Origin of the sequence: Mesorhizobium sp. CO1-1-11, assembly GCF_020164995.1 — a bacterium.
Classification (GTDB): domain Bacteria; phylum Pseudomonadota; class Alphaproteobacteria; order Rhizobiales; family Rhizobiaceae; genus Mesorhizobium; species Mesorhizobium australicum.
The window spans coordinates 141,778-168,375 of the sequence record NZ_JAIUHE010000010.1 but is presented as its reverse complement, the minus strand read 5'-3'; the positions used below and the strand labels follow the sequence as shown (position 1 = coordinate 168,375).

Genomic DNA, 26,598 nt, shown 5'->3' with positions numbered 1-26,598 from the left:
CCGGCGCGCCGGCGTGGCCAGGGCGGATGTCGCGCCCACCTGACTGCCGTTCCGGCATGTCGCTTCCCTCGCTCTAGTGGTCGCCGCCTCCGCAATGGCCGGAGGGGCGCCGGTCCATTATGCCGCCCGTTATCGCATCCTAAGAGGACCATCATGACCGCCGTCCTACAACCCTCAGAACCGGCATTGGCGCCCGACCGTGCCCGCCGCGGCGGTCGCGCCGGCAAGCGCGCCGGTGGCTCGGCCGCGTTCGAGCAGCCGGCTTTCCGCCAACTGAAAAATCCGCTGACGCCGACCAAGCTGGTGTCCGAGGACGAGCTGGAATCGATCCACCTCGCCTCCTTGCGGGTGTTGCGCGAGATTGGCGTAGACGTCCTGCACGACGAAGCCCGCAGCATCATGAAGGCTCATGGCGCCGACGTACGCGAGGGCTCGGAGCGCGTGCGCTTCGACAGCGACATGATCCTGGAGCTGGTGTCGAACTGCCCGTCCGAATTCACCATCCATGCCCGCAACCCCGAGCACAATGTGCGCTTTGGCGGTGACAATCTGATCATCTCGATGATGGCCTCGGCGCCCAATTGCTCCGACATCGATCGTGGCCGCCGGCCCGGCAACCAGCAGGATTATCGCAATTTCCTGCGGCTGGCGCAGATGCACAACATCCTGAATTGCACGGGCGGCTATCCGGTCGAGCCGACTGACATCCACCCGTCGGTGCGCCATCTCGAATGCATCCGCGACCTCGCCACGCTGACCGACAAGGTGTTCCACATCTATTCGCTCGGCAAGGAGCGCAATGTCGACGGCATCGAGATCACCCGCATCGCGCGCGGCATCAGCCATGAGCAATTGCTCGCGGAACCGTCCGTCTTCACCATCATCAACACCAATTCGCCGCTCAAGCTCGACGTGCCGATGATGGAAGGCATCATCCAGATGTCGAGCAAGGGCCAGGTCGTCATCGTCACGCCCTTCACCCTCTCGGGCGCCATGGCGCCCGTCACCATCGCCGGCGCGCTGGTGCAGCAGAATGCCGAGGCGCTGTCCGGCATTGCCTTCGCCCAGATGGTCAGGAAGGGCGCGCCGGTCGGCTATGGCGGCTTCACCTCTAACGTCGACATGAAGTCCGGTTCGCCGGCCTTCGGCACGCCCGAATACATGAAGGCACAGCTCGTCGGGGGCCAGCTCGCCCGCCGCTACAACATCCCCTACCGCACCTCCAACACCTGCGCCGCCAACACCGTCGATGCGCAGGCAGCCTATGAAAGCGTGTTCTCTCTGTGGGGCGCGGTGCAGGGCGGCGGCAACCTGATGATGCATGCGGCCGGCTGGCTGGAAGGCGGCCTGCGCTGCTCCTACGAGAAGACCATTCTGGATATCGACCTGTTGCAGATGGTGGCCGAATTCCTGACCCCGCTTGACCTTTCCGATGAAGCGCTCGGCTTCGACGCCATCCAGTCGGTCGGCCCCGGCGGCCACTTCTTCGGCACCCAGCACACGCAGGACCGCTACAAGACCGCGTTTTATTCGCCCATCCTTTCGGACTGGCGCAATTTCGAGACCTGGGCGGAAGCCGGCTCGCCAACGGCAATGGAAAAGGCCAACAAGGTTTGGAAGGAGCGGCTGGCCTCCTATGACGAGCCCTACATGGATCCCGCCATCCGCGAGGAGCTCAACGCCTTTGTTGCGAAGCGCACAGCCGAAGGCGGCGCGCCGACCGATTTTTGAGCGGCAGTGTTCGTTTTGATGAGCCGATCATTCGTATGGATTCGATGAATAGTCGACCCCCACTCCGTCGAGCTTCGCTCGACACCTCTCCCCCGATCGACGGGGTAGAGGAAAGGCGCGACCTCGCCAAGCGCGTTCCTTCCTCTCCCTCCGGAGGGGGGAGAGGTGGCTCGGCGAAGCCGAGACGGAGTGGGGGAAGCCGCTGGTGAAACGCGAAGCCGCAGGCAAACGCATCGCTCTTGCTCGCAATCCGACCGATCCCCTGCGGGGGAGATGGCTAGCAGACAAGAGGTGGTGCGACCAGGTCCGTCCACCCCTGCGGAGCATCGCACAAGTCCTGCGGATTCCAGAACATTCCGCCACGTCACCCAGCCCTATCATTCCCTCTCAGGCAATGGCGCCCCGGCGGTCGCAGCCGCGCCGCGTCGGCTTGTCCGCCGGGGCGAGCCTGTTTCCGTGCAGGCCGTCGTCCCAAAACCGCTGGGCAATTTTGGGCATGCACCAACAAAAGAGGGAACGACGATGAAATTCATGCTGACCGACCGCAAACTTCACCCGCGCGCCAAACCTGTCGCCGACGATTTCAGGACCGGCGGCATCAGCCGTCGCGAATATCTGGCGCTGATGGCCGGGCGCGGCGTCAGCGCCGCCGGCGCTTTTGCGCTGGGCGGCATCGCTCCGACGCCCGCCCGCGCCGCCGAGCCGAAGAAGGGCGGCGTGCTGCGCGTCGCCATGAACGTCAAGGGCTTCAAGGATCCGCGCACCTTCGACGGTGTCGAAATGTCCAACGTCGCGCGTCACTGCAACGAATATCTGGTGCGCTGGAATACCGACTTCACCTTCGAGCCCTGGCTGCTCGAAAAATGGGAGATGAGCGACGACGCCAAAACGCTGACCTTGCATGTGCGCAAGGGCATCACCTGGTCGAACGGCGACGCCTTCAACGCCGACGACGTCGTCCACAATCTCACCCGCTGGTGCGAAGCCGGCGTTGCCGGCAATTCGGTAGCCGCGCGCATGGGCGCGCTGGTCAATGCCGACACCAAGAAGGTGGTCGATGGCGGCATCGAGAAGGTCGACGACTACACCATCAAGCTCAACCTGCCGAAGCCGGACATTTCGCTGATCGCCGGCATGGCCGACTATCCCGCGCTGATCATGCACCGCTCCTATGAGGGCGCCGGCGACCCGATGAAGGCGCTGGCCATCACCACCGGGCCGTGCGAGCTGGTGAAATGGGACGCCGAGACGGCCGCGGAGGTCAAGCGCCGGGACAAGCCCTGGTGGAAGGGCGAGTTCTACCTCGATGGCATCCAGTGGATCGACTACGGCTCCGACCCCAACGCCATGCTGTCGGCCTTCGAATCCGGCGAGATCGACACCGATCACGAGACCGCTTCCGACGCCGTCTCGCAGACCGACAAGATGGGGCTGAAGAACTCCGAGATCGCCACCGGCTCGACCATCGTCGCCCGCTTCAACGTCGCCAACGCGCCCTATGACGACGTCAAGGTACGCCGCGCCGCCCAGCTTGCCGTGGACAATTCCGCCGTGCTGAAGCTCGGCCTTGATGGCCGCGGCAAACCCGCCGACAACCACCATGTCGGCCCCATGCATCCCGAATATGCCGATATCGGCCCCGCCAAGCGCGATGTCGAGGCAGCCAAGAAGCTGCTCGCCGAGAGCGGCAAGGCGGACCATGAATACGACCTGATCTCGGTCGATATCGAATGGCAGAAGAGCACCGGCGACGCCATCGCCGCGCAGATGCGCGAGGCGGGCCTCAAGATCAAGCGCACCGTGCTGCCCGCCGCCACCTTCTGGAACGACTGGAGCAAGTTCCCCTATTCCTGCACCGAATGGCTCGGCCGCCCGCTCGGCGTCCAGGTGCTGGCGCTGGCGTATAAATCGGGCGCCGCCTGGAACGAGAGCGCCTATGCCTCGAAGGAGTTCGACGCGCTGCTCGACAAGGCGCTCGCCATGCCCGACCCCAAGGCCCGCAAGGAGATCATGGCCAAGATCGAGCAGAATTTGCGCGATTCAGGCATCATCATCCAGCCCTACTGGCGCTCGGTCTACCGGACCTACCGCAAGGGCATCGAAGGCTGCGAACAGCACCAGGCGCTGGAGCAGCACTTTGAGAAGGTTTGGATTGAGAGTTGACGCGGGCCGGTCTTGGTTCCTCTCCCTCCGGAGGGGGAGAGGTGGCGCTGCGAAGCAGCGACGGAGTGGGGGACGGCGTCCGCAAAGTCAAAATCGGGTCGGGATCGGGGATAGCGGCTAGTCCAGCGTGCGCCTATCGCAGGTCGGCGCCGCCCTCACTGTCCTGCCGGCAGGCAGGTGAGGGGCAGCGCCAACGCAGACCTTACTGTCGCGGGCGGAGTACCAACCTGCGAAGGTCAGCACCGGGCAACGCGAAGCGCCTTTGGCCCACATCAAATCATTCAGGGAAGATGGCCGGCGCGATGCCGGTGAGACAATTGCCTGAGCCCCGCGCCGGCCACTAGCGACCTTACAAAGGTCCGCCGCCCGATTTGTGTACCGGCCCCGCGCCGCGCGATCAACCGAGGTGGCTGCTTGGTATGAATTCGTACTAACCCTGCCGTGGGATTTGTCGCGGGAGAGCGATGGGCGGCAGCAGGCCTGCCCTTTCCCGGGAACGTCCTAGCGCGGGCAGACCGACACTGGACACGCGACAGCCGTCACGGCCGAAAGCCTCTCGCGCTTGCTCAGCGTCGGCTTCGCATAGATCTTTTTCACGGATAGTCCCCCAATTGCCCGCTTCCAATGGATCATGTGTGGAGCTGATGTCAATACGGGGCGGCCGTGGTTCGGGGGGACGTTACTATTGCCAAGGTCGGCGCCGCCCCTCACTGTCCTGCCGGACGTTCGTCGTTCGAAAAGCCAAGCAATTGGCTTTTCGTCCGCTGCGCGGACCACTTCTCAACTCCCCGTAAACGGGGCGAGAGGGCTGGCCGCCACGCCGGCGCTTTTGTGCAAACGCTTGCGATTGGCGAAAGTGTCAATGACAGCGCCCCTCTCCCCGTCCCTACACGGGGAGAGGATGCCGGCAGGCAGGTGAGGGGCGGCGCCGGCGCCTGCAACCGAGCCGCTAGGCGGCCGAGAACCCCTTAGCAAAGTCCAGATCCAGCCGGCGAAGGTCGCCACCAGGAAGGGATAGCCTGCCGCCGGCAGGGCACGCTGGCCTGTAGTCCCGCCGCATTGCCGACCAGAAGCAGGCTTTCGCCGGCGAGGAAGGTCAGGAACCCTGCCGCGACGCAATCATTGCCCAGCCGCCGGTATTTCATGGTGGGCAAGACCGTCGCCACGACGAGCGCCACGCCGTCGATCGCCCAGAGCGTTTCGCGCAGCGGAGCGCTGGCGACGAAGGTGCCGGCAAGGCCGAAGATGTCGCCGATGGCGAGGCCTCGAGCGGCGAGGATGTCTGAGCTGGTGCGCATGTGGTGTGTCCCCCCAAGCCTTGCAAAGGGTACTCTTGCGGAGCGTTTTCAAATGGTGGTGCGCGGTTGCACGCGGCTCTGGCGAGGGCATGGTGCGCGGCATGATGCGAGATCGCATGACGCGAGATCGAATGGCTCTTTGAGAAATTCATCTATCGTCATTAACAGGAAAAGGAACTTGTCGGCTCGACAAAGTCAAAGTTTCGCTTTCTGTATTCTCTTCCGCGTGGAGGAAAAATGGCCGAAGATAGTCAGATCAATAACGTATCTGTTTCTGGCGAACTGACAGAGACCGGGATCAAGGCAAGTATCATGTCTCGTGCGGTGTCTGCATGGGACCGACTATGGGGCGCGAAAGCGGATAAGAAAAGAGCCCCGATAGATGCTGATATTGCCGAAACAAGTGCGCTATCCGAAGCGCGAGTTAAGATGATTCAAGCCCTTGGCGAGCTTGGGGTTGACCGTTTGAAGAGCGATCCGGAGTTCGCTACCCGGGCTATGGAGAATTTCCTGCCTTCTTTGTTGCGTCGGCAGGAAAACAAGGACGCGGTGTTGGAGTTAGCTGTCGAAGATTTGCGACACAATCCCGGTTCTGAACAGGAGTCTCAAGCAGGGCCTGCAGAGCTCAACGATGCATTCCTCAATCGCTTCGAACGCTATGCGGAAGATGCTACTGATGAGCAGATTCGCGAGCGTTGGGCAAAAGTACTAGCGTCTGAGGTCAGGAAGCCAGGCACGTTCTCCAGCAAGGTGCTTCGGGTAGTTGACGAGTTGGATCCATCGACTGCGCAGTTATTTGAACGCGTCTGTGGTTTTAGGATGGAAAATGTTATTCCTAAAGCTCTTTCAAGCAACCTGGCCTTTGTCGAGGCGGCGCGCCTTGTGAGCGCGGGGCTCCTTGTCGAGCCTGGGCTTGGCCAGATTCGCAACTCCGCTGAACTCAATGACAGGAACGGCGTGGGATTGTGGTTCTGGGTATTTGGATCGTTAGGGATTGCTGCAACCAAATCCGGCGATCTGCGCCATGAGGAGGGCGTCATCCAAATTAATGAGTCGAAGCCGGCTATTCCGGTTTACGTTCTGACGGATGTTGGAGCTGCGATAGCTTCGATTCTTCCCTACAATCTCGCAGACCTGACGGATCAGCTTTCCGCCAAGATAGCGTCAGCAATGCCAGAATCAGAAATCAGGAGATACATCCTACCAGCCGGGACTAACGAGTGGTTGCAGTTCGCTACCATCCAACCAAAGCAACCAACTGGCAGTAGCGATCCAAGTTGATGGTCGTTCGCTTCACGCCACTACAGCACTACGACATCTTGGTCGACTAGCTCGAAGGTCCAAGACGCCGCGCGGGGGCCCGCTGCCTCCGGCAGCTCCCCCGCTTTCGAAGCCTGCCATCGATTCACTGGATCGATGGCTTGACGCGCTCTGCGCGCCAACCGGCTTCTCAATCCCCCATCTTCAGCGCCTGGATAAACGCCTCCTGCGGGATATCCACCTTGCCGAACTGGCGCATCCGCTTCTTGCCCTCTTTCTGCTTGTCCAAGAGCTTGCGTTTGCGCGACACGTCGCCGCCGTAGCACTTGGCGGTCACGTCCTTGCGCAGGGCCGAGATGGTTTCGCGGGCGATGACCTTGCCGCCGATCGCGGCCTGGATCGGGATCTTGAACAAGTGGTGCGGGATCAGTTCCTTCAGCTTCTCGACCATCTGGCGGCCGCGCTTTTCCGCCGCTGTGCGGTGCACCAGCATCGACAGCGCGTCGACCGGCTCCTCGTTGACCAGGATCGACATCTTCACCAAATCGCCCTCGCGGTAGTCGGTCAGGTGATAATCGAACGAGGCGTAGCCTTTCGAGATCGACTTCAGCCGGTCGTAGAAGTCGAAGACGACTTCGTTGAGCGGCAGGTCGTAGGTCAGCATGGCGCGTTTGCCGACATAGGAGAGGTCGGCCTGGATGCCGCGCCGGTCCTGGCAGAGCTTTAGAATTCCGCCGAGATAGTCGTCGGGCGTCAATATGGTGGCGCGGATCCACGGCTCCTCGATGGCAGAGATCTTCACGACGTCGGGCATGTCGGCCGGGTTGTGCAGTTCCTTCATCGAGCCGTCATTGAGGAGCAGCCGGTAGACGACGCTGGGCGCGGTGGCGATCAGGTCGAGGTTGAACTCGCGCTCCAGCCGCTCCTGGATGATTTCGAGATGCAGCAGGCCAAGGAAGCCGCAGCGGTAGCCGAAACCGAGCGCGGCGGAGGTTTCCATTTCATAAGAGAAGGAGGCGTCGTTGAGGCGCAGCTTGCCGACGGCGGCGCGCAAATCCTCGAAATCGGCGGCGTCGACCGGGAACAGGCCGCAGAACACCACCGGCTGCGCCGGCTTGAAGCCGGGCAGCGCATGCGCGGTCTGGCGCTTGTCCTCGGTGATGGTGTCGCCGACGCGCGTGTCGGCCACTTCCTTGATCGAGCCGGTGAAGAAACCGAACTCGCCGGGGCCGAGCTCGTCGACATTGATGCGGGCGGGCGTGAACACACCGGTGCGCTCGACCAGGTATTTGGCGCCGGTGCCCATCATGCGGATGGTCTGGCCCTTCTTCAGCACGCCGTCGATGACGCGCACCAGCACGATGACGCCGAGATAGGCGTCGTACCAGCTGTCGACCAGCATCGCTTTGAGCGGCGCCGTGGCATCGCCCTCGCGCGGCGGCGGCAATTGGTGGACGATGGCTTCCAGCACGTCGGGAATGCCGAGGCCGGTCTTGGCCGAGATCAGCACGGCGTTGGAGGCGTCGATGCCGATCACCTCCTCGACCTGCTCGCGGATGCGCTCGGGCTCGGCGGCCGGCAAGTCGACCTTGTTCAGCACCACGACGATCTCGTGGTTGTTGTCGATGGCCTGGTAGACATTGGCCAGCGTCTGCGCCTCGACGCCTTGCGAAGCGTCGACCACCAGCAGCGAACCCTCGCAGGCGGCGAGCGAGCGCGACACTTCATAGGCGAAGTCGACATGGCCGGGCGTGTCGATGAGGTTGAGGATATAGTCCTCGCCATTGTTGGCGCGGTATTTCAGCCGCACGGTCTGCGCCTTGATGGTGATGCCGCGCTCGCGCTCGATGTCCATCGAGTCCAGCACCTGCTCCTTCATGTCGCGCAGCTCCAGCCCGCCGGTGGACTGGATCAGGCGGTCGGCAAGCGTGGATTTGCCATGGTCGATATGGGCGACGATGGAAAAATTCCGGATGTGGTCGAGGGGCGTGCTCATGCCGCGCGCTTTAGCAGGGGCGGCAAGCGGCGGCAAGGCTTGGCGCCCAAGGGCTGCCTGGGGCAAACGGGTGTACCCGCCGATCTTATAAAGGGGAAGAGAATCCACCCGCGTTGCGTGCACCAATTCCGGCGTCAAAGTTACGCGCCGAACTTGTCGGCTTTTCACGGGACTTTGCCGAAAAATCGATAAACATTAACCAAGTCCGTTAGAGCATAATTTGCGACTGCCATGTTAGCCGGAGAGATATTCGTTTTAAGGATCAAGGCATGCGGGGGTTAGCAGGTAGGTTTGTCAGCTCGAGGAGCGGCTCGTTCGCGCCCATAATTGTCCTCAGCATGATCCCGCTAATCAGCGCGGTAGGCTTTGCGGTCGACTACACCTCTGCGGTGCAGACCCGGTCGACCGAGCAAGCGGCACTCGATGCCGCGATCCTGTCGATTACCACGATGGATACGGCTTCGACAAAAGCGCAGCGCCAGGTGGCGATGCAGGCTTCCTACGTGGCCAACGGTGGACAGGGCGACGCGACGCTGAACACTTTCACCGTCGCCGCCGATGGTACTGCCACCGCGCAGGCCTCGGCGAATTTCGCCATGCCGACCCTTTTTATGCAGATCGCCAGGATCAACACCGTACCAGTCGGCGTCTCCTCGGCTGTGAGCAAGACACCAGCGCTGGTTGAAGCTACCTTCAACGTCGATCACGTTTCAGGCTACTGGAACAAAACCATGACCCTGTATGGCCTTCCGTTTGGGTGGAACTCCAATACGACGCCTACCGCGATGATGAAGATCGACTACGCCTACAAGGCGTATAATTATTCCTACACGAGCGGGGGTAAGACTTATACCGCTGCGGACCCGAAAGGTTACGGTACGACCACTATTTCCACGGGATCGGGAACATCTGCGAAGGTGGTTCAGAGCCAAGTGTGCACGCCAGTAGGACAAACAACCGATTTCACTCCGACTGCGGGAACTTACAGAAGTACCGCGGTAGCAAAAAGCGGAAGTACGACCGGCTCCACCATCTATTTCAAAACGACATGCGTGACCACGAATTCCGCCGGAAGCAGCAGTGGTGCGACAGTCGACGTGAGCATGATGGATCAGGTTTATCTGCAGATGGATGTGCCGTCCGGACCGGTCAACCCGCTCAAGTCGAATAGTGCAAGCACGTCGAATCGGCTCTACCTCGGTGCCGGGTACAGCACTGCGGCACAAAAGGCCCTGAGCCCTTCCAAATACCTCCCCGTCGAGGTCAACAGCAACACAATCGTCGACATCTTCGGCGCTGTGCCCTGCAGCGAGACCAGCGACCAGGCATGGGAAGACGGCGGCAACAATCCCCCACTTCCAGACGTTACGAACGCCGACTTCTTTTACAGCGTGATGGGCAAGTGCGCCTTTAACAAGCGGGCATCCGACACGCTGCTGACACAGTGACGCTGCCGATCTCCCCTCGTGGGTGAGATTGGAGCTGGCGACCGTGTTCGCCAATCTCTGAGGCGCGCAGGGCAGAGCGCTCTTCAATCACAAACCGGTGAGCGCTGTAACGAAGCGGTCGGTCGCGGCGAAGTGGGGACATGAGCGGCGCATCGTGGCGTCGCCCCACGGAGCAAGCCGATGTCGCCAGTCCTACCAAGCAGGTTTTTCGCACTGTCCGGCCTCGCCGCGCTGGCGCTCGCCGGATCGCTTGCCGGCGCCGTCGCCCAGCCGCTCACCGTGGTCGAGCTGTTCACCAGCCAGGGCTGCTCGTCCTGCCCGCCGGCCAACGCCAACCTCATCAAGGTCAAGGACCGGCCCGGCGTGCTGGCGCTGTCGTTCAACGTCACCTACTGGGATTACCTCGGCTGGAAGGACACGTTCGGCAAGCAGGAATTCACCCAGCGCCAGGTGTCCTATGAGCCGCCGCTCGGCCATGACGGGCCATTCACGCCGCAAGTGGTGGTCAACGGCCATGCCGACGTCGTCGGCGCCGCACCCGGCGAGATCGAACATCTGATCGCGGCCACGGCCAAGACCGGCGGTCCGTCGCTGGCGCTCGAGGGCGGCAAGGTCGCGATCGGCGCCGGCGCGGCTCCGGGCGGCCATGCCGATGTCTGGCTGGTGCGCTACACCAAGGGTGTCGTCGAGGTGCCGGTGGCGCGCGGCGAAAACACCGGCCGCACCTTGCCGCATGCCAATGTCGTGCATGCGCTGACAAAACTCGGCAGCTGGAGCGGCGACGCCAAGACGCTCGATCTGCCGGCGGCCTCGGGCGGCCTCAGCACCGCCGTGCTGGTGCAGTCGCCCGGCGGCGGACCGATCCTGGCCGCCGCCGCCAACTAGATCGCGTTCGAGCAGAGATTTGCCAAACAGAGATTTGCACCGCCGCATGAGCAGCGGTGCAAGAGCCCGGCCGCCCAAAGGGCGTGCCATCAACCCGTAAACCCAAGGAACCGACCATGACCACTTTCTCCCGCCTGACGCTGCCGGCGCTCGCCCTCGCTTTGTGCTCCACGGCGCTGTTTGCCGGCGGCATTGCGCGCGCCGACGATGCCACCAATGCGATGAAGCCCGCCGCCAACGCCATGGCGCCGGCCGCGGACGCCATGAAGCCGGCAACCGATGCGATGAAGCCCGCCGACCCGATGGCCACCAACGCCATGAAGCCTGCCACGGATGCGATGAAACCGGCGACCGACGCGATGAAGCCGGCAACGGATGCCACCGCCAATTGAGATTGGTGCGTGGCCTTCTGTCCCTGGCGGGCTCCCTGTCCAGCCGGGGACAGTTGCTGGAGCAGCCCCGGGAAAGGCTTGAAGCGGTTTGCTTCGGGAACGGGGTCGAAACAGAAAGTCCGCAGGCGCACGCGAATGTGAGCCTCCGCCGCAACTCACGCATCGCGCCACCGTAGCTGATCCAATAGACTGATCCCAAATGGAAGCCATGAGGAGTGCAACCATGACCACTATCAACAAACGTTCGACAGGCTTTGTCCGGGGGGCGCTCGCCGCACTCGCCCTTGCCGTCGCGGGCGCTGCTTTCTGGCTGACGCCAGCCATCTCCGCCGAGGATGCGGTGAAGATCCCGCCGCCGGCGATCGACGAAAAGGCGGCCACCGGCACAGAGAAGGCGATCTTCGCCGGCGGCTGCTTCTGGGGCGTGCAGGGCGTGTTCCAGCACGTCAAGGGCGTCAGCAAGGCGGTCTCGGGCTATACCGGCGGCGCCAAGGACGACGCCGTCTACGAGACGGTCGGCACCGGCCGCACCGGCCACGCAGAGTCCGTCGAGATCACCTATGATCCGTCCAAGGTCACCTACGGCCAGCTGCTGCAGGTCTATTTCTCGGTCGCCCACAACCCGACCCAGCTCAACTACCAGGGTCCGGATTCGGGCACCCAGTACCGCTCGACGATCTTCGCCGAAAACGACGCCCAGAAGAAAATCGCGCAGAGCTACATCGCCCAGCTCGACAAGGCCAAAGTGTTCGGCGAGCCGATCGTCACCACGCTGGAGACCGGCAAGACCTTCTATCCGGCCGAGACCTACCACCAGGACTTTTTGACGCTGAACCCGACCTATCCCTACATCGTCTACAACGACCTGCCCAAGGTGGCGAATTTGAAGACGCTGTTCCCGGCGCTTTACAGCGAAAAGCCGGTGCTGGTGCTGTCGGCGAGCAACTGAGATTGCGAGGTGCTCGCCTCGAAATGCCGGCGGGCCAGCGCCCTCCTCTGTCCTGCAGGGCAAAGGGGGGTCCTGCCGTGCCCCCTCAATCATACGTCAGATCCGTCGCCTTGCCGCCGAACACGCGGTAGGCATAGAACGAATAGAAGATGATGACCGGCAGCACCACCACGGTGCCGGCCAGGATGATCGCCAGGCTTTCGGGCGCCGACGCCGCCTGCCAGATGGTCAGGCGATCGGGCACCACATAGGGATAGAACGACCAGGCCAGGCCGGCAAAGCCGAGCGCGAAGATGGTGGCCAGCGTCAGGAACGGTGTCAGCGAATGGCGATCGTCAGGCCTCGGCAGATGGAAGGTCTGCCGCCACAGCCAGGCAAACAGCAGCGCCGACAGGATCGGCAGCGGCGACAGATAGAGCATCTCGGGCCAGACGAACCATTTGGCGAAGATGCGCGGGCTGGCGAACGGCGTCGCCAGCGACACGGCGGCCATTCCGAGCGCGGTCAGCACCAGCGCGGTGCGCAGCCAGAGCACCGCCTTCTTCTGCAGCGCGCCTTCGGTCTTGTAGATCACCCAGGCGGAGCCCATCGCCGCGTAGGCCGCCGCCAGGCAGAACGCCACCAGCACGCCAAAAGCCATGCCGCCTGGCCCGACATCGAGGCCGAGCACGTAGACGCCCAGCATATAGCCTTGCGCCAGCGAGGCGATGAGCGAGCCAAGGAAGAAAATACGGTTCCAGCGATGTTTCTTCCCCGCCGGCACCTTGGCGCGGAAATCGAAGGCGACGCCGCGCAGGATCAGGCCGACCAGCAGGACGAAGACCGGAATGTAGAGCGCCGTCAGGATGACGCCATGCGCCAGCGGAAAGGCGACCAGCAGCAGGCCGACGGCCAGCACCAGCCAGGTTTCGTTGGCATCCCAGAACGGGCCGATCGCCGCGATCATGGTGTCCTGTTCGGTGTCCTCGGCGGCGGCGAAGAGGATGCCGATGCCGAGGTCGAAGCCGTCGAGAATGACGTAGATCAGGATGGCAAGGCCCATCAGTCCGGCGAAGATGAGGGGGAGCAGGGTCGGCCAGTCATAGGTCATCTTGCTCTCCTCAGGCCCTGACTTCGGTTTGCGAAGCTAGCGCAGCCCCTCATCGCCCTGCCGGGCACTTCTCCCCGTATAGGGACGGGGAGAAGCGGGCTGGCCGCAACGCCGGCGCCATCCATGCAACGTTGGTGATTGGCGAAACCATAGGACTCAGCGCTCCTCTCCCCGTCCTTATACGGGGAGAGGATGCCGGCAGGCAGGTGAGGGGCGGCGCGGGCCTGCAATGAAAACATGCTCACTCCCCCGCGGCGGGCTGCGACAGCGGTGCGTTGAGAACACCCGGCAGCGGCGAGATGTCGCCGTCCTTGGCCGCCTTCAGCGCCAGGTGCACCAGCACGCCGAGATAGGCGATCAGCAAAAGCACGTAGAGCAGGAGATAGATGGCGAGCGTCAGCGCCACATGGCTGCCGACCACCGGGCCGACGGCATCGGCGGTCTTCAGCACGCCGGTCACCAGCCATGGCTGGCGGCCGATCTCGGTCGTGTACCAGCCGGCCAGCGTCGCCAGCCAGCCCGACAGCGCCATCGGCACCATCAGCAGGGCGAGCGGCCTCGGCAGTGTATGCCGGCGCTTGAGGAAGAAGGCGGCCGACCAGGAGACGGCGAGCATCAAAAGCCCGGTGCCGACCATGATGCGGAAGCTCCAGAAGAGCGGAAAGACCGGCGGATGGTTGCCGGGATAGTCGTTCAGCCCCGGCACTACACCGTCGGTCGAGTGCCGCAGGATAAGGCTGGCCCCGTCCGGAATCGCGACCTCGAACTTGTTTTCCCTGGCCGCCTCGTCGGGCAGCGCGAACAAAACCAGCGGCACGTTGGGACCGGTGTTCCAGTTGGCCTCCATGGCGGCGATCTTCTGCGGCTGGTGTTCCAGCGTGTTGAGCCCATGCTGGTCGCCGGCCAGGATCTGGATCGGGATCAGGATCGCGGCGGTAAAGACGCCGGTGCGCAGCGCCTTCCACATCGATTCCGAACGGTCGCCGTTGAGGTAGCGCAGCGCCGACAGGCCGGCGATCAGGAACGATACGGTGAGCCCCGAGGCGAGCAGCATATGCACCAGCCGGTAGGGCATGGACGGGTTGAAGACGATGGCCCACCAGTCGACTGCGTGCGCGACGCCGTCGCGCATCTCGAAGCCGGCCGGCGTCTGCATCCAGGAATTGAGGGCGATGATCCAGAACGCCGACAGCGTCGTGCCGCCGGCGACCAGCACCGTCGCCAGCGTGTGGATGCGGTTGGAGACGCGGCGGAAGCCGAACAGCATGATGCCGAGAAAGGCCGCCTCGAGGAAGAAAGCGGTGAGGATCTCGTAGGCGAGCAGCGGTCCGGCGATGTTGCCGACATGCTGCATGTAGCCCGGCCAGTTGGTGCCGAACTGGAAGCTCATGGTGACGCCCGAAACCACGCCCATGGCAAACGACAGCGCGAACACCTTCACCCAGGTGAAATAGGCGCGCATCCAGGCGGAATCATTGGTCGCGTTGTAGCGCAGCTTGAAGAACAGCAGCACCCAGCCAAGGGCAATGGTGATTGTCGGAAACAGGATATGAAACGAAATATTCGCGCCGAACTGCATGCGCGACAGTATGAGCGGGTCCATGGCGGGCTCCGGCTGTAAATACTCGCGAAGGATAGGCCCGAAGCGGGGTCAGGTCAAAGCGGCCTCCTGCCGCAAGGCTGAACGCCACAGGACAATTTTACCGGATGGACGCGGCGCATTCCCAGCCAGCTCCGCGCTTCGATGTCCAGAACTGGCAGCAGGGCATTGACTTGCGGTTGCACTGGGCGACAACAGGCCTATATCAAGTCACCTCTTTCAGGCAGCCGTTTTCAACCATGCCCTCCATATTGTCCATTTCCGGGGTCTCCAAGACCTACGCCACCGGCTTCACCGCGCTCAAGGAAGTCAGCCTCGATATCCAGCGCGGCGAGGTCTTCGCGCTGCTCGGCCCCAATGGCGCCGGCAAGACGACGCTGATCTCGATCGTCTGCGGCATCGTCAACCGCTCTTCGGGTACCGTGACCGTCGATGGCCATGACATCAACAAGGACTATCGCGCCGCGCGCAGCCTGATCGGGCTGGTGCCGCAGGAACTCACCATCGACGCCTTCGAGAGCGTCTGGGCGACCGTCAATTACAGCCGCGGCCTGTTCGGCAAGCCGGCCAATCCGGCCTTCGTCGAGAAGGTGCTGCGCGACCTGTCGCTGTGGGACAAGAAGGACGCCAAGGCGATCACGCTGTCGGGGGGCATGAAGCGGCGGCTGATGATCGCCAAGGCGCTGTCGCACGAGCCACGCATCCTGTTCCTCGACGAGCCGACCGCCGGCGTCGACGTCGAACTGCGCCAGGACATGTGGGCGATGGTCCGGCGGCTGCGCGAGGACGGCGTCACCATCATCCTTACCACGCACTATATCGAGGAAGCCGAGGCCATGGCCGACCGCGTCGGCGTCATCAACCGCGGCGAGATCATCCTGGTCGAGGGCAAGGCCGAACTGATGCGCAAACTCGGCCGCAAGGAGATGAGGCTGGAGCTGCGCGCGCCGCTCGGCAGCGTGCCCGACGGGCTCTCGCGCTATGCGCTCGAACTGTCGCCGGATGGCACGCAACTCACCTACACATACGACAACCAGAGCGACCGGCCGGGCGTTGCCTCGCTGATCAGGGATCTCGAGGCGGCCGGCATCCAGTTCCGCGATCTCGACACCAAGAACAGCTCGCTCGAAGAGATCTTCGTCAATCTCCTGAGGCAAGAGCCATGAACCTGCGTGCGGCCCCTAATTTTCGCGCGGTCTGGGCGATCTACCGGGTCGAGATGGCGCGTGCGTTCCGCACCGTGCTGCAGAGCATCATCTCGCCAGTCATCTCGACGTCGCTCTATTTCGTCGTCTTCGGCTCGGCCATCGGCTCGCGCATCACCGAAATCGACGGCATCGCCTATGGCGCCTTCATCGTGCCGGGACTGATCATGCTGTCGCTGTTGACGCAGTCGATCTCCAATGCCTCTTTCGCCATCTATTTCCCGAAATTCGTCGGCTCGATCTACGAGCTTTTGTCGGCGCCGGTCTCTTACCTGGAGATCGTCATCGCCTATGTCGGCGGCGCCGCGACCAAGTCGATCATCCTCGGCCTGATCATCCTGGCCACCGCCTCGCTGTTCGTGCCGCTGCACATCGAACATCCGTTCTGGATGCTCGCCTTCCTGATCCTGACGGCGGTGACCTTCAGCCTGTTCGGCTTCATCATCGGCATCTGGGCGAAAAGCTTCGAGCAGCTGCAGCTGGTGCCGCTGCTGATCATCACCCCGCTGACCTTCCTCGGCGGCAGCTTCTATTCGATCCACATGCTGCCAGGCATCTGGAAGACGATCACGCTGTTCAACCCGGTGGTCTACCTGATCAGCGGCTTCCGCTGGAGTTTCTACGGCAAGGCCGATGTCTCGGTGGTCGTCAGCCTCGGCATGACGCTGGTGTTCCTGGCCGTCTGCATCGCGATCGTCGCCTGGATCTTCCGGACCGGCTACCGGCTGAGGAACTGACGCGGCCCTAAAGTCGTGAGAGAGGCCTCAAATGGCCTTGACCAGCCGCAGCAACCCCAGCATCTCGATGTAGGTCCCCTCGCGAAAGGCGATATAGACCGGTTCCTCGGCGCCGTGGAAGCGGCGCTTGAATGCCGCCTGTCCCTGCAGGTTGAACCTGCGGCGGTTGACCCAGGGCGAGTCGTAGGCGCGCTGGAAGGCGTTGCGCCAGAACTCGCTTTCGGCAAATCCGCTCGGGCCGACATCGAGCAGCGGCGACAGGCCGAGCGTCACCACCGAAATGCCTTCCTCGCGAAAGCGGTCGACGGCGAATTTGGTCAGGCCGATCTCGGCATGCGGCGAGGCATCGATGTGCTTGCGCTTGAAGGCCGTGGTGTAGCCGATCACCTTGCCGTCGGCGAACATCGGATCGAAATCGAGCAAGGCGACGAGGTCGCCATCGGGGCCGTGCAGCACGAAACGGCGCATGTCGGTGCCGAGCTGATCGTAGAACGGTCGGTTGAGGAAACCCATCTCCCAGCGCTTGACGATGCGGTCGCCGCGCCAGTTTTGGGACAGCCGGGAGATCTCGTCGAGATGGATCGTGCGTTTGTCCTCCTCGAACGAAAAGCCCTTCTTCAGCAGCCAGCGCTCGGAATAACGCACCGTTTCGTTGCGCTTGCCGGAAAAATCATGGTCGGGCAGAACGAGGCGCGTGTCGATGCCCAGCCGGTTGATCTTGTAGCCAAGGCCGGCAAGGACCTGGGCGGTCTGTTCGCCGATCTGCACGAACCACGGGCCGCCAGCGCTCTCGACGAAGCGCCTGATGTAATCGGGCCGCCGATCCGGCGCCGCCACCGGATCGCCGAGCGCGAAATGATGCCTCATCTTGGTGCCGAAGGCGATGTAACCGTCGGCATCGCCAAAATAGGAAAGCTTGCTTTGCACGGCGGTGGAATAGGCGAGCGAGAAGTCGCCATGGCGGCGCACCAGCGCCAGCCGTTCGACATGCGTCAGCGCCCGGCGCTCGACCTTGGGCGAGGCTCCCTCAAGGAGGTTGTCGAAATAGATCCGCAAGGAGGGCATGGTCGAGATTCCGCGTGCCGTCCATGGCGCGACGTGTCCGACGACACGCAAGACGCGCCACGGCGTCTTGATTTTTCGCAGGGTAGCCGAAATCGGGTTGCCAGTTTCGAATGCCCGCGTCCGTGACGAGATCCGCCAGCCCCCGGACCTCGAATCAATCACTTTGCCGCGACCTGATTATCGCCGATGCCGCGGATATGCCATATAGGGCTGGATGTATTCGGACGGAAGCGGGTAATGCGCTCCACGTCGGGGTTTTGACGCGGTGCCGCGACCGGCTGTTTCCGCCGGGCGTAAATGCTCCAGACGCGAAGCCGCCTCGGCGCGGGACCATCGAAGATCGGCATCGAGTTGCCGTTCGGGTCCTGCGCGCGATCAAACTGTTACAGCGGCCTGCGAGCCTTCAGGGGCCGCCGCGAGCGCGAATGGGGTTCGAGAGTGAATGGCTGATACGACAAGCAGATCGATGGTGGAGCAGGCGGTGACGGTCGAGCCGGCGATCGTCGTTGGCGCCGGCGCCGCCGGGCTGGCCGTCGCGAGGGCCTTGATGAAGGCCGGCGTGGCGACGGCGATCCTGGAGAAGGAAAGCCGGCTGGCCGAGCCCTGGCGCCGGCGCCACGAGCAGCTGCACCTCAACACCCACCGCGATCTCTCGGCACTGCCTGGCCTTGCCTATCCCAAGGGCACCCCTGCCTTTCCGCACCGGGACGTCGTCATCCGCCATATGAACGATTTCCATGAGGCGAACCGTTTGCCGGTGGAGTTTGGCGTTTCCGTCGAGTCCATCACGTTCAGGGGCGATCACTGGGTCGTGCGCACCAGCGCCGGCTCGCGCCTGGCGCGCCATGTCGTTGTCGCCACCGGCCGCGACCGGGAACCCTTCACGCCGCAGTGGACGGGCATGCAGGCGTTCGCGGGCCGGATCATCCACTCGGCGGATTTTGGCGATGCCCAGGCCTATGCGGGCAAGAAGGTGCTGGTTGTGGGCGCCGGCAATTCGGGCTTCGACGCACTCAATCATCTGGCCGGTGTCGATACCGCCGCTGTCTGGCTGTCGGCCCGCAACGGCCCCGCCCTTTTGCCCAAGCGGGTCGGCAAGATCGCAGTGCACCGCCTCTCGCCGCTCATGGCGCGCCTGCCGCTGCGCGTCGCCGATGCGGTGATGGCGGTGACGCAGCGCCTGGTATTCGGCGATCTCACCAAATTCGGCGTGCCACCCGCGCCCGCGGGCGGCGCCAGCCGCCTGAGCTCGGACTATACCGCGATCGCCGCCGACGATGGCGCCGTCGATGCCATCAAATCGGGCAGGATCGTGGTGGTGCCCGGGGTACGGGAGTTCACCCGCGACGGCGTCATCCTGGCCGATGGCAGCCTGATCGCTCCCGACATCGTCATTGCGGCGACGGGCTACCGCACTGGGCTGGAGCGGATGGTCGGCAATCTCGGCGTGCTCGACGAGAAGGGCGTTCCGCTCTTCAACGGCGGCCAGGCCGATCCGAAACTGCCCGGCCTGTGGTTCACCGGCATGCGGCCGAGCATCCGCGGCTGCTTTGCCAATGCCGGCATATTGGCCAAGGCGATAGCTGCGCGGATCGCCGGCTCATCCCGCCCCTCCGGCGCCTCACGCTGAGCGACCGCATAGGACAACATTTGCCGTCGGCGTCACGCCGATTTCGGCTCCAGCCGCCGGAAACCGACAGCCTCGGTCAGCATCTCCTCGTCGACCATGCCGGCATTGTAGAGGGCCAGCAAGGTGAGCGCCAATTCACGCGCCTCGACGGATTCGGGATGCGCTTGCCGTCGGCGGCAGGCCTCGTCGAAGACACGTTGCAAGGTGGCCACTTCGTCAGGTTTGAGCAGGCCACGGTCGTAGATCGACTTGGGCATGGCGATGATCTCCTGATCACGATCTAGGGCGCCACGTGTAAATTGCCAATCTTTCCCGAGGCTTGAATATGATATCGCACAAAAGAGAGGCCCCGGATCGCCGGAGCCCCTCTCATTTTTGTCTCGCCCGACCTCAGACGGCGATCTTGCCGCCACCCTGTTTGGTGATGGCGACCACCGCCGGCCGCACCGGCATGTCGGGCTTGAAATCGGGCCAGCGGGTCGACAGGTCCTCATAATAGGAGGGCCGGCCGAACGCTTCCCAATCCTCGCCGCCGTCACCCGGATGCTGGACGGCGACAAAGGCGGTCTGGTCGTCCGGCGCAAACAGCGGGCCGCACATCTCGGCGCCGATCGGCACGCGGAAGAACAGTTTCGAGGTCGCCCGCGCCGATCCTTCCGTGTCCACCGCCCACAGGCCGTCGGTGCGGCCGGTTGCCTTCGGGCCCTGGCCGTCGGTGGCGACCCACAGGCGCCCGGCCGAATCGACCGCGCAATTGTCGGGCATGCCGAACCAGCCATGGGCCGTCGTCGCGGTGGAGAAGGTGGCGCCGACGGCGGCCACCGACGGGTCGCCGCATTTCAGCAGCACTTCCCACTTGCCCTTGGTGGCGGCGAAATCGCCCTCGTCCTCGACGATTTCGATGATGTGGCCGAAGGCGTTTTCGGCACGCGGGTTGGCGGCGTCGACCTGATCGGCCTTGCGCTTGGAATTGTTGGTCAGCATGACATAGACCTTGCCGTTGCTGGCATTGGGCTGGATGTCTTCGGGCCGGTCCATCTTGGTGGCGCCAAGGAGGTCGGCGGCGCGACGTGTCTCGATCAGCACGTCGGCCTGGCCGGCAAAACCGTTTTCCGCCGTCAGCGGCCCCTGGCCGAACACGATCGGCATCCATTCGACCGAGCCGTCCTCCGCGAATTTGGCGACATGCAGCGTGCCGTCGTCGAGCAGATCCTTGTTGGCCGCGCGGTCGCCGGCGTTGAACATGCCCTTGGTGACGAACTTGTAGACATAGTCGAAGCGCTCGTCGTCGCCGAGATAGAAGACCACTCGACCATCCTTGGCGACGATCGATTCGGCGCCCTCATGCTTGAAGCGGCCCATGGCGGTGCGCTTGCGCGGCACCGAGGCCGGGTCGTTGACATCGACCTCGACGATCCAGCCGAAGCGGTTGGGCTCGTTCGGCTCCTTGGCCAGGCTGAAGCGGTCATAGTGCGCGCCCCATTCATAGGCGCCTTCCGGAATGCCGAGGCGCTTGTAGTTGGCGGCCTCCTTGTGGCCCTCCGGCAGCTCGCCGGAGAAATAGCCATGGATGTTCTCCTCGGACATCACATAGGTGCCCCAGGGCGTGACCCCGCCGGCGCAATTGTTGATGGTGCCGAACACCTTGACGCCGGACGGGTCGGCATTGGTCTTGACGCGGTCATGGCCGGCAACCGGGCCCGACAGCGCCATCTCGGTGTTGGCGGTGATGCGGCGGTTGAGCTTGCCGTCGCGAATTACCCGCCATTTGCCGCCATCCTTGCGGATCTCGACGATGGTGCCGCCATGGGCGGCCATCTCGACATCGACCTGCTCTTTCGAGAGCGGCGCCACCTCGGCCGACTTCTTGCCGTCCTTCTCGACAATCTTGACGATGCCTGGGAACATCAGATGCGGGTTGGTGTATTCGTGGTTGACCACCAGCAAGCCATGTTCGGCCGAGCCATCGAGCGGGATGTAACCGACATAGTCGTTGTTGTAGCCGAACTGCCTGGCCTGGGCTTGCGCCGACTGCTTCGTCGGGTCGAATTCCGGCGAATCGGCAAACAGCGGATCGCCCCAGCGCAGCAAAACGTCGGCGTCGTAGCCCGGCGCGACGTGGTGCTTATCGTCGATACCGGCCTCCAGCTCGTCGAATTTGAACGCTGAGCCTTCCGCGGCGCGGGCATCGTCGGCGGCGATCATGGCCAGCGGGCTGACGGTGGCGGCGATCGCCGAAACGGCAAGCGAACCCTTGAGGAAGCCACGGCGCGAGAACCGCGCAGCGATGATCTCGCCCATGGTGCGGTTCTCGCTGGGATTGTTGGCCGGGCCTTCGTTTTCCTCGAGCAGGCTGGTGCGAAATCGGGCGTCGGGGGAGCGATGTTCGGTCATGGGAACCTCTGGTGGGTTTTGGCTGGAGCTTCCGGCTTACAGTCGGCTGATCACATTTTCGTGACATGGTATCTCCGCTGCCGCTCGCTCACGAGACCGATTTTTCACGCCTCGCCTGGGACTTTGGTCCAAGCTTGCGCCTGCAAAGGTCCTGGGGGACAAACGCAACGGTCGGAGGTCGCTTCCGGTCACCACGTCTTTCGGCGATGTTGTTGCACTGCAACGTTGGGGTGAGCGCGCCGGCTCAATCGACGGAGATCAGTATGCGTGGATCGATCACGGCCCGTTGTTGCCGTCTGGCTCTCAGATCGGCGGCCGTCCTGGCGCTGACCATCGCTCCCTATGGAATAGCCTTCCATGGCTTCGTGCCTGGAATCGATGCCGCGACCGCACATGCCGACAAGGGTGGCAACGGCGGTGGCGGTGGGAACGGCGGTGGCGGTGGGAACGGCGGTGGCGGTGGGAATGGCGGTGGCGGTAACAGCGGTGGCGGTGGCGGCAATAGCGGCAATGGAGGAAACAGCGGCAACGGCAATAGCGGCAACGGCAATAGCGGTAACAGCGGCGGCGGGAATAGCGGAAAGGGCAAGGGCCAGGGCAACCAGAGCACAAGCCATGTCAACGCCACGACCGGCGACACGGTCGACGTGGACGGCAGCAACATTACAGTTCAGCACCCTGACGGCTTGACGGAATCGATCGAGAACGGCCGTTTCAGCATGAAGGATAAGCTCGGCCGCACGATCGTCGATCGCCGCGCCACACCGGCCGACGCCAGCCGTCTCAAGGCTCTTTGAATTTCGGCCCTATGAATTTCGGCCTTGTGAAGCTGGTCAACAGGCAACGACCTGCTTCACACGTCACCTCCGCCGCCCCCCGGCGGAGGTGACCTCGTTTCGCGGCGTTCCGCGATGGCTACGAACGGTCGCGGTCGCGAAACTCGCGCATGATGAGGGCCGCTTCAGTACGGTTTCGCACGCTGAGTTTCGACAGCACCCCCGTCATGTGATGCTTGACGGTCTTCTCCTGCAGCTCCAGGCGCAAGGCGACTTCCTTGTTGCTCAGTCCCTCCGCCACCAGCCGCAGTATTTCGGTCTGCCGGCCGGTGAGTTGCCGCAGCCGGTCCGCCACGCCGTTGGCGGGCTGCAGGGACTGCACGTCGGAAAGCAGCCGGGCCGACAGCATCGGCGAAAGATAGCTTTCGCCGGCCGCCACGTTGCGCAGGATATCGGCAAGCGCGCGCGATCCGACGCCTTTGAGGACATAGCCGAGCACCCCGGCGTTCAGGGCCTTGGTCACATCGGCATTCGCCTCAGAAACGGTCAGCATGACGATCTTCTGGGCGGGATGGTCGGCAAGGATGCTGGCAACCGCGGCCAGGCCACCGCCCGGCATGGAAATGTCGATGAGCAAGATGTCGGGCTGCATGGTCGAGGCGATGCGCTCCGCGTCCTGCGCGGTCGCACCTTCGCCGACCATCTCGAAGCCGCCGATCTCCGACAGGCTGCGCGTCACGCCTTCGCGGAACAGCGGATGATCGTCGACAATGGCAATGCGGATGGCACCGATCATGCTTGCTCCTCGACCGAAAGACGGATCACCAGCTTCGTGCCTTTCGGCCCTGTGAGTGTTTCGAATTGGCCGCCAATGCTTTCAACCCGCTCCCTGAGGCCGGCAAGGCCCAACCCCTCGGCCCGCGCCGGATCGAAGCCCGGTCCGCCGTCCGATACTTCAACGAAAAGCCTACCATTTTTCATGCCTGCACGCACCGCCTGATCCTTGCCCTGTCCGTGGCGGTAGGCATTGTTCAGCCCCTCCTGCACGAAGCGATAGATGCTGATCTTCTCAGAAGCGCCGGGCTCCGGCAAATGTCTCGGCATCGTAAGCGTCACCGATGTGCCCGTCCGGCGCTCATGCTCCTCGACGGCCAGCCGCAGCACGTCCGCCGCCGCCGCCGTTTCTATCTGCGGCAGGACCAAGCCGGTGCAGATGCCGCGTATCTCGCGCATCGCATCCTCCAGCGTCTTGCGGATCATGGCGACCTCGGTCGAGCGGCCTTCGCTGCCATGCCCGTCGCCGGTAAACACCGGACTGTCCATGCGCAGCGCGGCCAGCGCCACGAGCTGGGCAGGGCCGTCATGCAGGTCGGCGCCGATCCGGCGCAGATATCTTTCGTTGAGCGCGGTGGCGCGGCGGGACGCCCGCTGCACACGATGCCGCAAGGCGCTGTTTTGTGTCACCAGGCCCTGCAGCTCCGACACCTGGCGGCGCAGCGCCCCGCGCTGATCGTCGATAATGCGGCTGCCGCGCAAGACGATGCCCGACAGAAGCAGAAATGCCGTCAAGGTGGTGCCGGCCACGACCAGCCAGCTCGACAGCAGGGCGGAAGCCAGGGTAGCCTTGAAATCGCTGGCGACCTCGTAAAACTCGGTGACGGCGACCACTTCGCCGGACCAGGGCTCGCGCACTGGATTGTAGATCTCGAGCAACGGCACACCCGCGGCCCGCTCCTTGTCTTCGTTCTCGTCAAACGTATCGAACTGGGCAACGACGCTGCCCTGGAAGGCAGAACGCAGATTGTCGTTCAGGTCGAAGCGGCGACCCGTCAAAGCCGAGTCCTTCGCATAGAGGATCGTGCCGTCGCGGCGCCAGAGCCTGAAGGATGCCAGGCGTTTGCCGAGCGCGCCCTGGCCGAGCGTCTCGTCGAGCGCCTGCTTGACGGATGCGCTGAGCTCCTCGCTCTTGCGCAGGTCGGGCAGCAGCGGCGCAATCACGCTGTCGACATAGAGCGCCGTCGTGGCGGCCGAATTGCGAGTGACGCCGTCCCGGATCTGCGTCGTCACCCAGGTCCCGACGATCACCATGACGACCAGCAGCCCAAAACCGCCGGCAACGACGAATTGCAGGGCAAGGGAAAGCTCGCTCCAGCGCCGCGCCAAGTTCTGAAAAATACGAATCATGAACCCCTGACCGCCCCTCTATCGACAGGCTGGGCGATTCCGGCACATTGAGCTTCAGTCTCGCCGTTGCCAAGACCCTCGTTTGAACGACGTCGCTTGACGTTCCGGCACGCTTCGGAAACAAGGTCGGCGATATCAGGCGAAAGCTGCTTCGAGGGGGACGGGACGTTGAGTTTTTCGGGACTTCTGCAGCTCGGCTTTTCGACGGTGATCTTCCTCCTGGCGGCGACCGCCGCCAAGCAATGGGGGCTGGCGCCCAGCCTGGGCAAGATCCTGCTGACGCTGGCGCTCTATTCGCTGGGCAATCTGATCATGCTGCGGTTGATCCGCGAGTTCGGCATGTCGGTATCGTTCAGCCTCTCGGCGGTGATCCAGCTGGTTTCGGTCAATGTCGTTGCGCTGGTGTTCTTCGGCGAGCGCGTCAACGCGCTGCAGGCGGCCGGCATCGCGCTGGCAATCGCAGCCGTGGCGCTGATCACGCTTGGGCCCTATCTGCAAGGGCGGATGTAACGGTGCCGATGAAGAACGCCGCGAAAGCTCTGCTCAATCGGGTCGAATTCCCGGTGCTGCTGGCCGGCCTGGTCATCGCCGGTGGGCTGTGGGCGTTCGAGGAATTGATGGAGGTGGCACGGGCCACCACGCCGCACGCCTTCGATACCGAAATCCTGCTTGCATTCCGCCAGGCCGGTCAACCGGCGATCCCGATCGGTCCGCCATGGCTGGAAGGCGCGATGCGCGACATCACCAGCCTCGGCAGCTCCAGTGTTCTGGTGCTGATCACGGCGGCGACGATCATCTATCTGCTGTTGATCCGCCGCCCGGCGACGGCGCTTCTCATGTTCGTTGCCGTGGCGGGCGGCCAGGTGCTGTCGAGCCTGCTGAAAGCCGGCGTCGACCGGCCGCGCCCGGAACTGGTTTCGCATCTCGTCAACGAGACGTCGCTTTCCTTCCCGAGCGGCCATGCCATGCTGTCGGCGGTGACCTACCTCACGCTCGGTTCGCTGGCGGCGCGCTTCCTGCCGGGCCGGACGACCAAGGTCTACGTGTTGTTCCTGGCGGTGCTGACGACAGTGCTGGTCGGCGTCAGCCGCATCTATCTCGGCGTCCACTGGCCCTCGGATGTGCTGGCGGGCTGGTGTGCCGGCTTCGCCTGGGCGATGCTATGCTGGTTGGTGGCGAGGCTTCTGCAACGGCGCAAGGCGGTGAGCGAGGAGCCTGACTGAGTCAGATCAACCTGTTGATGAGGTGCCCTCCGCAGCCCGTCAGTACCAGAACCGTCGACAGCAAGCCTGCCGATATCACCAAGGTCTTGAAAACGTTCACCCGCGTACCCCTGCCTCTGATGCATGCCACCCTACCTGAAATCCCTGGCAGGTATCGAAGAAAATGGGCATCAGGTGTGGTTACGTCTAAAACTGATACAATGATGCTTGAAACATGATAATGATGGTATTATACGTTATGTCAGCAGGCTCAGACGGGGATTCCGGCCGATGATCACTGCCGCGCAGATGCGCGCCGCAAGGGCGCTGGCCGGCATCGACCAGAGGACGCTCGCCGAGCGCGCCGGCGTCTCGCTTCCCACCATCCAGCGCATGGAGGCGAGCGGCGGCGTGGTCAGGGGCGTGGTCGATACGCTGATGAAGGTCATCCAGGCTCTCGACGAAGCCGGGGTGGAACTGATCGGCGAGAACCAGGCCAGCGAGCGCGGCGGCAGGGGCGTGCGCCTCAAGGCCGCCATGCCGCCGGAACCCAAGGCCGGGCCGGAATAAGTCGCGACGGCGACCGCCGACAG

Annotated in this window: 24 protein-coding genes; 14 read left to right on the top strand and 10 right to left on the bottom strand. The window is 63.5% G+C overall.

Annotation, left to right across the window (positions count from 1 at the left end):
* Positions 1-153 precede the first annotated feature (153 nt).
* Both LB554_RS13965 and LB554_RS13960 read left to right on the top strand, forming a co-directional pair.
* A complete protein-coding gene (locus LB554_RS13965; RefSeq protein ID WP_140661062.1) occupies positions 154-1,731 on the top strand; it encodes a trimethylamine methyltransferase family protein in 1,578 nt (525 codons plus the stop codon).
* A 522-nt stretch (positions 1,732-2,253) separates the two neighbouring features.
* Positions 2,254-3,894 carry an ABC transporter substrate-binding protein gene (locus LB554_RS13960; protein WP_224585110.1) on the top strand — a complete coding sequence of 547 codons (1,641 nt, stop codon included), beginning with the start codon at positions 2,254-2,256 and terminating at the stop codon, positions 3,892-3,894.
* A gap of 968 nt (positions 3,895-4,862) precedes the next feature.
* Here LB554_RS13960 and LB554_RS13955 read toward each other — a convergent pair.
* A complete protein-coding gene (locus tag LB554_RS13955; RefSeq protein ID WP_224585108.1) occupies positions 4,863-5,192 on the bottom strand; it encodes a hypothetical protein in 330 nt (109 codons plus the stop codon).
* A gap of 237 nt (positions 5,193-5,429) precedes the next feature.
* Between LB554_RS13955 and LB554_RS13950 the strand changes: the two genes are divergently transcribed.
* Positions 5,430-6,473 carry a DUF2806 domain-containing protein gene (locus tag LB554_RS13950; RefSeq protein WP_224585106.1) on the top strand — a complete coding sequence of 348 codons (1,044 nt, stop codon included), beginning with the start codon at positions 5,430-5,432 and terminating at the stop codon, positions 6,471-6,473.
* A 169-nt stretch (positions 6,474-6,642) separates the two neighbouring features.
* Here the strand turns inward: LB554_RS13950 and lepA are convergent, their stop codons facing one another.
* Positions 6,643-8,448, bottom strand: a complete 1,806-nt coding sequence (gene lepA, locus LB554_RS13945) for a translation elongation factor 4 (protein ID WP_140712023.1) — start codon at positions 8,446-8,448, stop codon at positions 6,643-6,645.
* A 269-nt stretch (positions 8,449-8,717) separates the two neighbouring features.
* Between lepA and LB554_RS13940 the strand changes: the two genes are divergently transcribed.
* From LB554_RS13940 to msrA, 4 genes are all read left to right on the top strand, one after another.
* A complete protein-coding gene (locus tag LB554_RS13940) occupies positions 8,718-9,896 on the top strand; it encodes a TadE/TadG family type IV pilus assembly protein (RefSeq protein ID WP_224524756.1) in 1,179 nt (392 codons plus the stop codon).
* Between the two features lie 180 nt (positions 9,897-10,076).
* Positions 10,077-10,781 (top strand): DUF1223 domain-containing protein, encoded by a 705-nt coding sequence (locus tag LB554_RS13935; RefSeq protein ID WP_224585103.1) that lies wholly within the window; start codon positions 10,077-10,079, stop codon positions 10,779-10,781.
* Positions 10,782-10,897: 116 nt separating this feature from the next.
* Positions 10,898-11,173, top strand: a complete 276-nt coding sequence (locus LB554_RS13930) for a hypothetical protein (RefSeq protein WP_224585101.1) — start codon at positions 10,898-10,900, stop codon at positions 11,171-11,173.
* A gap of 223 nt (positions 11,174-11,396) precedes the next feature.
* Positions 11,397-12,122, top strand: a complete 726-nt coding sequence (gene msrA / locus LB554_RS13925) for a peptide-methionine (S)-S-oxide reductase MsrA (protein ID WP_015314746.1) — start codon at positions 11,397-11,399, stop codon at positions 12,120-12,122.
* Between the two features lie 85 nt (positions 12,123-12,207).
* Here msrA and LB554_RS13920 read toward each other — a convergent pair whose 3' ends face one another.
* Positions 12,208-13,212, bottom strand: coding sequence for a cytochrome d ubiquinol oxidase subunit II (locus tag LB554_RS13920; RefSeq protein WP_140660324.1), 1,005 nt, complete (start codon positions 13,210-13,212; stop codon positions 12,208-12,210).
* Between the two features lie 241 nt (positions 13,213-13,453).
* A complete protein-coding gene (locus LB554_RS13915) occupies positions 13,454-14,815 on the bottom strand; it encodes a cytochrome ubiquinol oxidase subunit I (RefSeq protein ID WP_224585099.1) in 1,362 nt (453 codons plus the stop codon).
* A 236-nt stretch (positions 14,816-15,051) separates the two neighbouring features.
* Here LB554_RS13915 and LB554_RS13910 point away from each other — a divergent pair, with 236 nt between their 5' ends.
* Entirely contained in the window at positions 15,052-15,978 is a 927-nt protein-coding gene (locus LB554_RS13910; protein ID WP_224585097.1) for an ABC transporter ATP-binding protein, read from the top strand.
* The gene (locus LB554_RS13905) at positions 15,975-16,754 is read left to right on the top strand and encodes an ABC transporter permease (RefSeq protein ID WP_015314751.1); all 780 of its coding nucleotides are present in this window, start codon (positions 15,975-15,977) and stop codon (positions 16,752-16,754) included. The genes LB554_RS13910 and LB554_RS13905 overlap by 4 nt, the downstream gene beginning before the upstream one ends.
* A gap of 27 nt (positions 16,755-16,781) precedes the next feature.
* Here the strand turns inward: LB554_RS13905 and LB554_RS13900 are convergent, their stop codons facing one another.
* Complete coding sequence (locus tag LB554_RS13900; protein WP_140660328.1) at positions 16,782-17,819, bottom strand: phosphatidylglycerol lysyltransferase domain-containing protein; 1,038 nt, start codon at positions 17,817-17,819, stop codon at positions 16,782-16,784.
* Between the two features lie 158 nt (positions 17,820-17,977).
* Positions 17,978-18,166 (bottom strand): hypothetical protein, encoded by a 189-nt coding sequence (locus tag LB554_RS13895; protein ID WP_224585095.1) that lies wholly within the window; start codon positions 18,164-18,166, stop codon positions 17,978-17,980.
* A gap of 95 nt (positions 18,167-18,261) precedes the next feature.
* Here LB554_RS13895 and LB554_RS13890 point away from each other — a divergent pair, with 95 nt between their 5' ends.
* Positions 18,262-19,449 (top strand): flavin-containing monooxygenase, encoded by a 1,188-nt coding sequence (locus LB554_RS13890; RefSeq protein WP_224585093.1) that lies wholly within the window; start codon positions 18,262-18,264, stop codon positions 19,447-19,449.
* Between the two features lie 32 nt (positions 19,450-19,481).
* Here LB554_RS13890 and LB554_RS13885 read toward each other — a convergent pair whose 3' ends face one another.
* Together LB554_RS13885 and LB554_RS13880 are read right to left on the bottom strand one after the other, a co-directional pair.
* Complete coding sequence (locus LB554_RS13885; protein ID WP_015314754.1) at positions 19,482-19,706, bottom strand: hypothetical protein; 225 nt, start codon at positions 19,704-19,706, stop codon at positions 19,482-19,484.
* Between the two features lie 133 nt (positions 19,707-19,839).
* Complete coding sequence (locus LB554_RS13880) at positions 19,840-21,843, bottom strand: PhoX family protein (protein ID WP_224585091.1); 2,004 nt, start codon at positions 21,841-21,843, stop codon at positions 19,840-19,842.
* A 263-nt stretch (positions 21,844-22,106) separates the two neighbouring features.
* Here LB554_RS13880 and LB554_RS13875 point away from each other — a divergent pair, with 263 nt between their 5' ends.
* Positions 22,107-22,640, top strand: coding sequence for a hypothetical protein (locus tag LB554_RS13875; protein WP_224585089.1), 534 nt, complete (start codon positions 22,107-22,109; stop codon positions 22,638-22,640).
* 118 nt (positions 22,641-22,758) lie between these two features.
* Here the strand turns inward: LB554_RS13875 and LB554_RS13870 are convergent, their stop codons facing one another.
* Positions 22,759-23,415 (bottom strand): response regulator, encoded by a 657-nt coding sequence (locus tag LB554_RS13870; RefSeq protein ID WP_140719518.1) that lies wholly within the window; start codon positions 23,413-23,415, stop codon positions 22,759-22,761.
* Positions 23,412-24,803, bottom strand: coding sequence for a sensor histidine kinase (locus tag LB554_RS13865; RefSeq protein ID WP_224585088.1), 1,392 nt, complete (start codon positions 24,801-24,803; stop codon positions 23,412-23,414). Before LB554_RS13865 ends, LB554_RS13870 begins: the two co-directional genes overlap by 4 nt.
* A 168-nt stretch (positions 24,804-24,971) precedes the next feature.
* Here LB554_RS13865 and LB554_RS13860 point away from each other — a divergent pair, with 168 nt between their 5' ends.
* From LB554_RS13860 to LB554_RS13850, 3 genes are all read left to right on the top strand, one after another.
* The gene (locus LB554_RS13860) at positions 24,972-25,313 is read left to right on the top strand and encodes a hypothetical protein (protein WP_015314759.1); all 342 of its coding nucleotides are present in this window, start codon (positions 24,972-24,974) and stop codon (positions 25,311-25,313) included.
* Between the two features lie 8 nt (positions 25,314-25,321).
* Positions 25,322-26,026 carry a phosphatase PAP2 family protein gene (locus tag LB554_RS13855; RefSeq protein ID WP_015314760.1) on the top strand — a complete coding sequence of 235 codons (705 nt, stop codon included), beginning with the start codon at positions 25,322-25,324 and terminating at the stop codon, positions 26,024-26,026.
* A gap of 270 nt (positions 26,027-26,296) precedes the next feature.
* Complete coding sequence (locus LB554_RS13850; RefSeq protein WP_015314761.1) at positions 26,297-26,575, top strand: helix-turn-helix domain-containing protein; 279 nt, start codon at positions 26,297-26,299, stop codon at positions 26,573-26,575.
* Positions 26,576-26,598 lie beyond the last annotated feature (23 nt).

What these genes read in the sequence shown, in the direction of transcription:
- LB554_RS13900 (WP_140660328.1), bottom strand. Translation starts at nt 17,819, where the DNA reads ATGCCCTCCTTGCGGATCTATTTCGACAACCTCCTTGAGGGAGCCTCG.
- LB554_RS13920 (WP_140660324.1), bottom strand. Translation starts at nt 13,212, where the DNA reads ATGACCTATGACTGGCCGACCCTGCTCCCCCTCATCTTCGCCGGACTG.
- LB554_RS13935 (WP_224585103.1), top strand. Translation starts at nt 10,077, where the DNA reads ATGTCGCCAGTCCTACCAAGCAGGTTTTTCGCACTGTCCGGCCTCGCC.
- LB554_RS13955 (WP_224585108.1), bottom strand. Translation starts at nt 5,192, where the DNA reads ATGCGCACCAGCTCAGACATCCTCGCCGCTCGAGGCCTCGCCATCGGC.
- LB554_RS13885 (WP_015314754.1), bottom strand. Translation starts at nt 19,706, where the DNA reads ATGCCCAAGTCGATCTACGACCGTGGCCTGCTCAAACCTGACGAAGTG.
- LB554_RS13940 (WP_224524756.1), top strand. Translation starts at nt 8,718, where the DNA reads ATGCGGGGGTTAGCAGGTAGGTTTGTCAGCTCGAGGAGCGGCTCGTTC.
- LB554_RS13965 (WP_140661062.1), top strand. Translation starts at nt 154, where the DNA reads ATGACCGCCGTCCTACAACCCTCAGAACCGGCATTGGCGCCCGACCGT.
- LB554_RS13930 (WP_224585101.1), top strand. Translation starts at nt 10,898, where the DNA reads ATGACCACTTTCTCCCGCCTGACGCTGCCGGCGCTCGCCCTCGCTTTG.
- LB554_RS13890 (WP_224585093.1), top strand. Translation starts at nt 18,262, where the DNA reads ATGGCTGATACGACAAGCAGATCGATGGTGGAGCAGGCGGTGACGGTC.
- LB554_RS13870 (WP_140719518.1), bottom strand. Translation starts at nt 23,415, where the DNA reads ATGATCGGTGCCATCCGCATTGCCATTGTCGACGATCATCCGCTGTTC.
- msrA (WP_015314746.1), top strand. Translation starts at nt 11,397, where the DNA reads ATGACCACTATCAACAAACGTTCGACAGGCTTTGTCCGGGGGGCGCTC.
- LB554_RS13855 (WP_015314760.1), top strand. Translation starts at nt 25,322, where the DNA reads ATGAAGAACGCCGCGAAAGCTCTGCTCAATCGGGTCGAATTCCCGGTG.
- LB554_RS13865 (WP_224585088.1), bottom strand. Translation starts at nt 24,803, where the DNA reads ATGATTCGTATTTTTCAGAACTTGGCGCGGCGCTGGAGCGAGCTTTCC.
- LB554_RS13950 (WP_224585106.1), top strand. Translation starts at nt 5,430, where the DNA reads ATGGCCGAAGATAGTCAGATCAATAACGTATCTGTTTCTGGCGAACTG.
- LB554_RS13875 (WP_224585089.1), top strand. Translation starts at nt 22,107, where the DNA reads ATGCGTGGATCGATCACGGCCCGTTGTTGCCGTCTGGCTCTCAGATCG.
- LB554_RS13960 (WP_224585110.1), top strand. Translation starts at nt 2,254, where the DNA reads ATGAAATTCATGCTGACCGACCGCAAACTTCACCCGCGCGCCAAACCT.
- LB554_RS13915 (WP_224585099.1), bottom strand. Translation starts at nt 14,815, where the DNA reads ATGGACCCGCTCATACTGTCGCGCATGCAGTTCGGCGCGAATATTTCG.
- LB554_RS13850 (WP_015314761.1), top strand. Translation starts at nt 26,297, where the DNA reads ATGATCACTGCCGCGCAGATGCGCGCCGCAAGGGCGCTGGCCGGCATC.
- LB554_RS13910 (WP_224585097.1), top strand. Translation starts at nt 15,052, where the DNA reads ATGCCCTCCATATTGTCCATTTCCGGGGTCTCCAAGACCTACGCCACC.
- lepA (WP_140712023.1), bottom strand. Translation starts at nt 8,448, where the DNA reads ATGAGCACGCCCCTCGACCACATCCGGAATTTTTCCATCGTCGCCCAT.
- LB554_RS13905 (WP_015314751.1), top strand. Translation starts at nt 15,975, where the DNA reads ATGAACCTGCGTGCGGCCCCTAATTTTCGCGCGGTCTGGGCGATCTAC.
- LB554_RS13880 (WP_224585091.1), bottom strand. Translation starts at nt 21,843, where the DNA reads ATGACCGAACATCGCTCCCCCGACGCCCGATTTCGCACCAGCCTGCTC.
- LB554_RS13895 (WP_224585095.1), bottom strand. Translation starts at nt 18,166, where the DNA reads ATGCCGATCTTCGATGGTCCCGCGCCGAGGCGGCTTCGCGTCTGGAGC.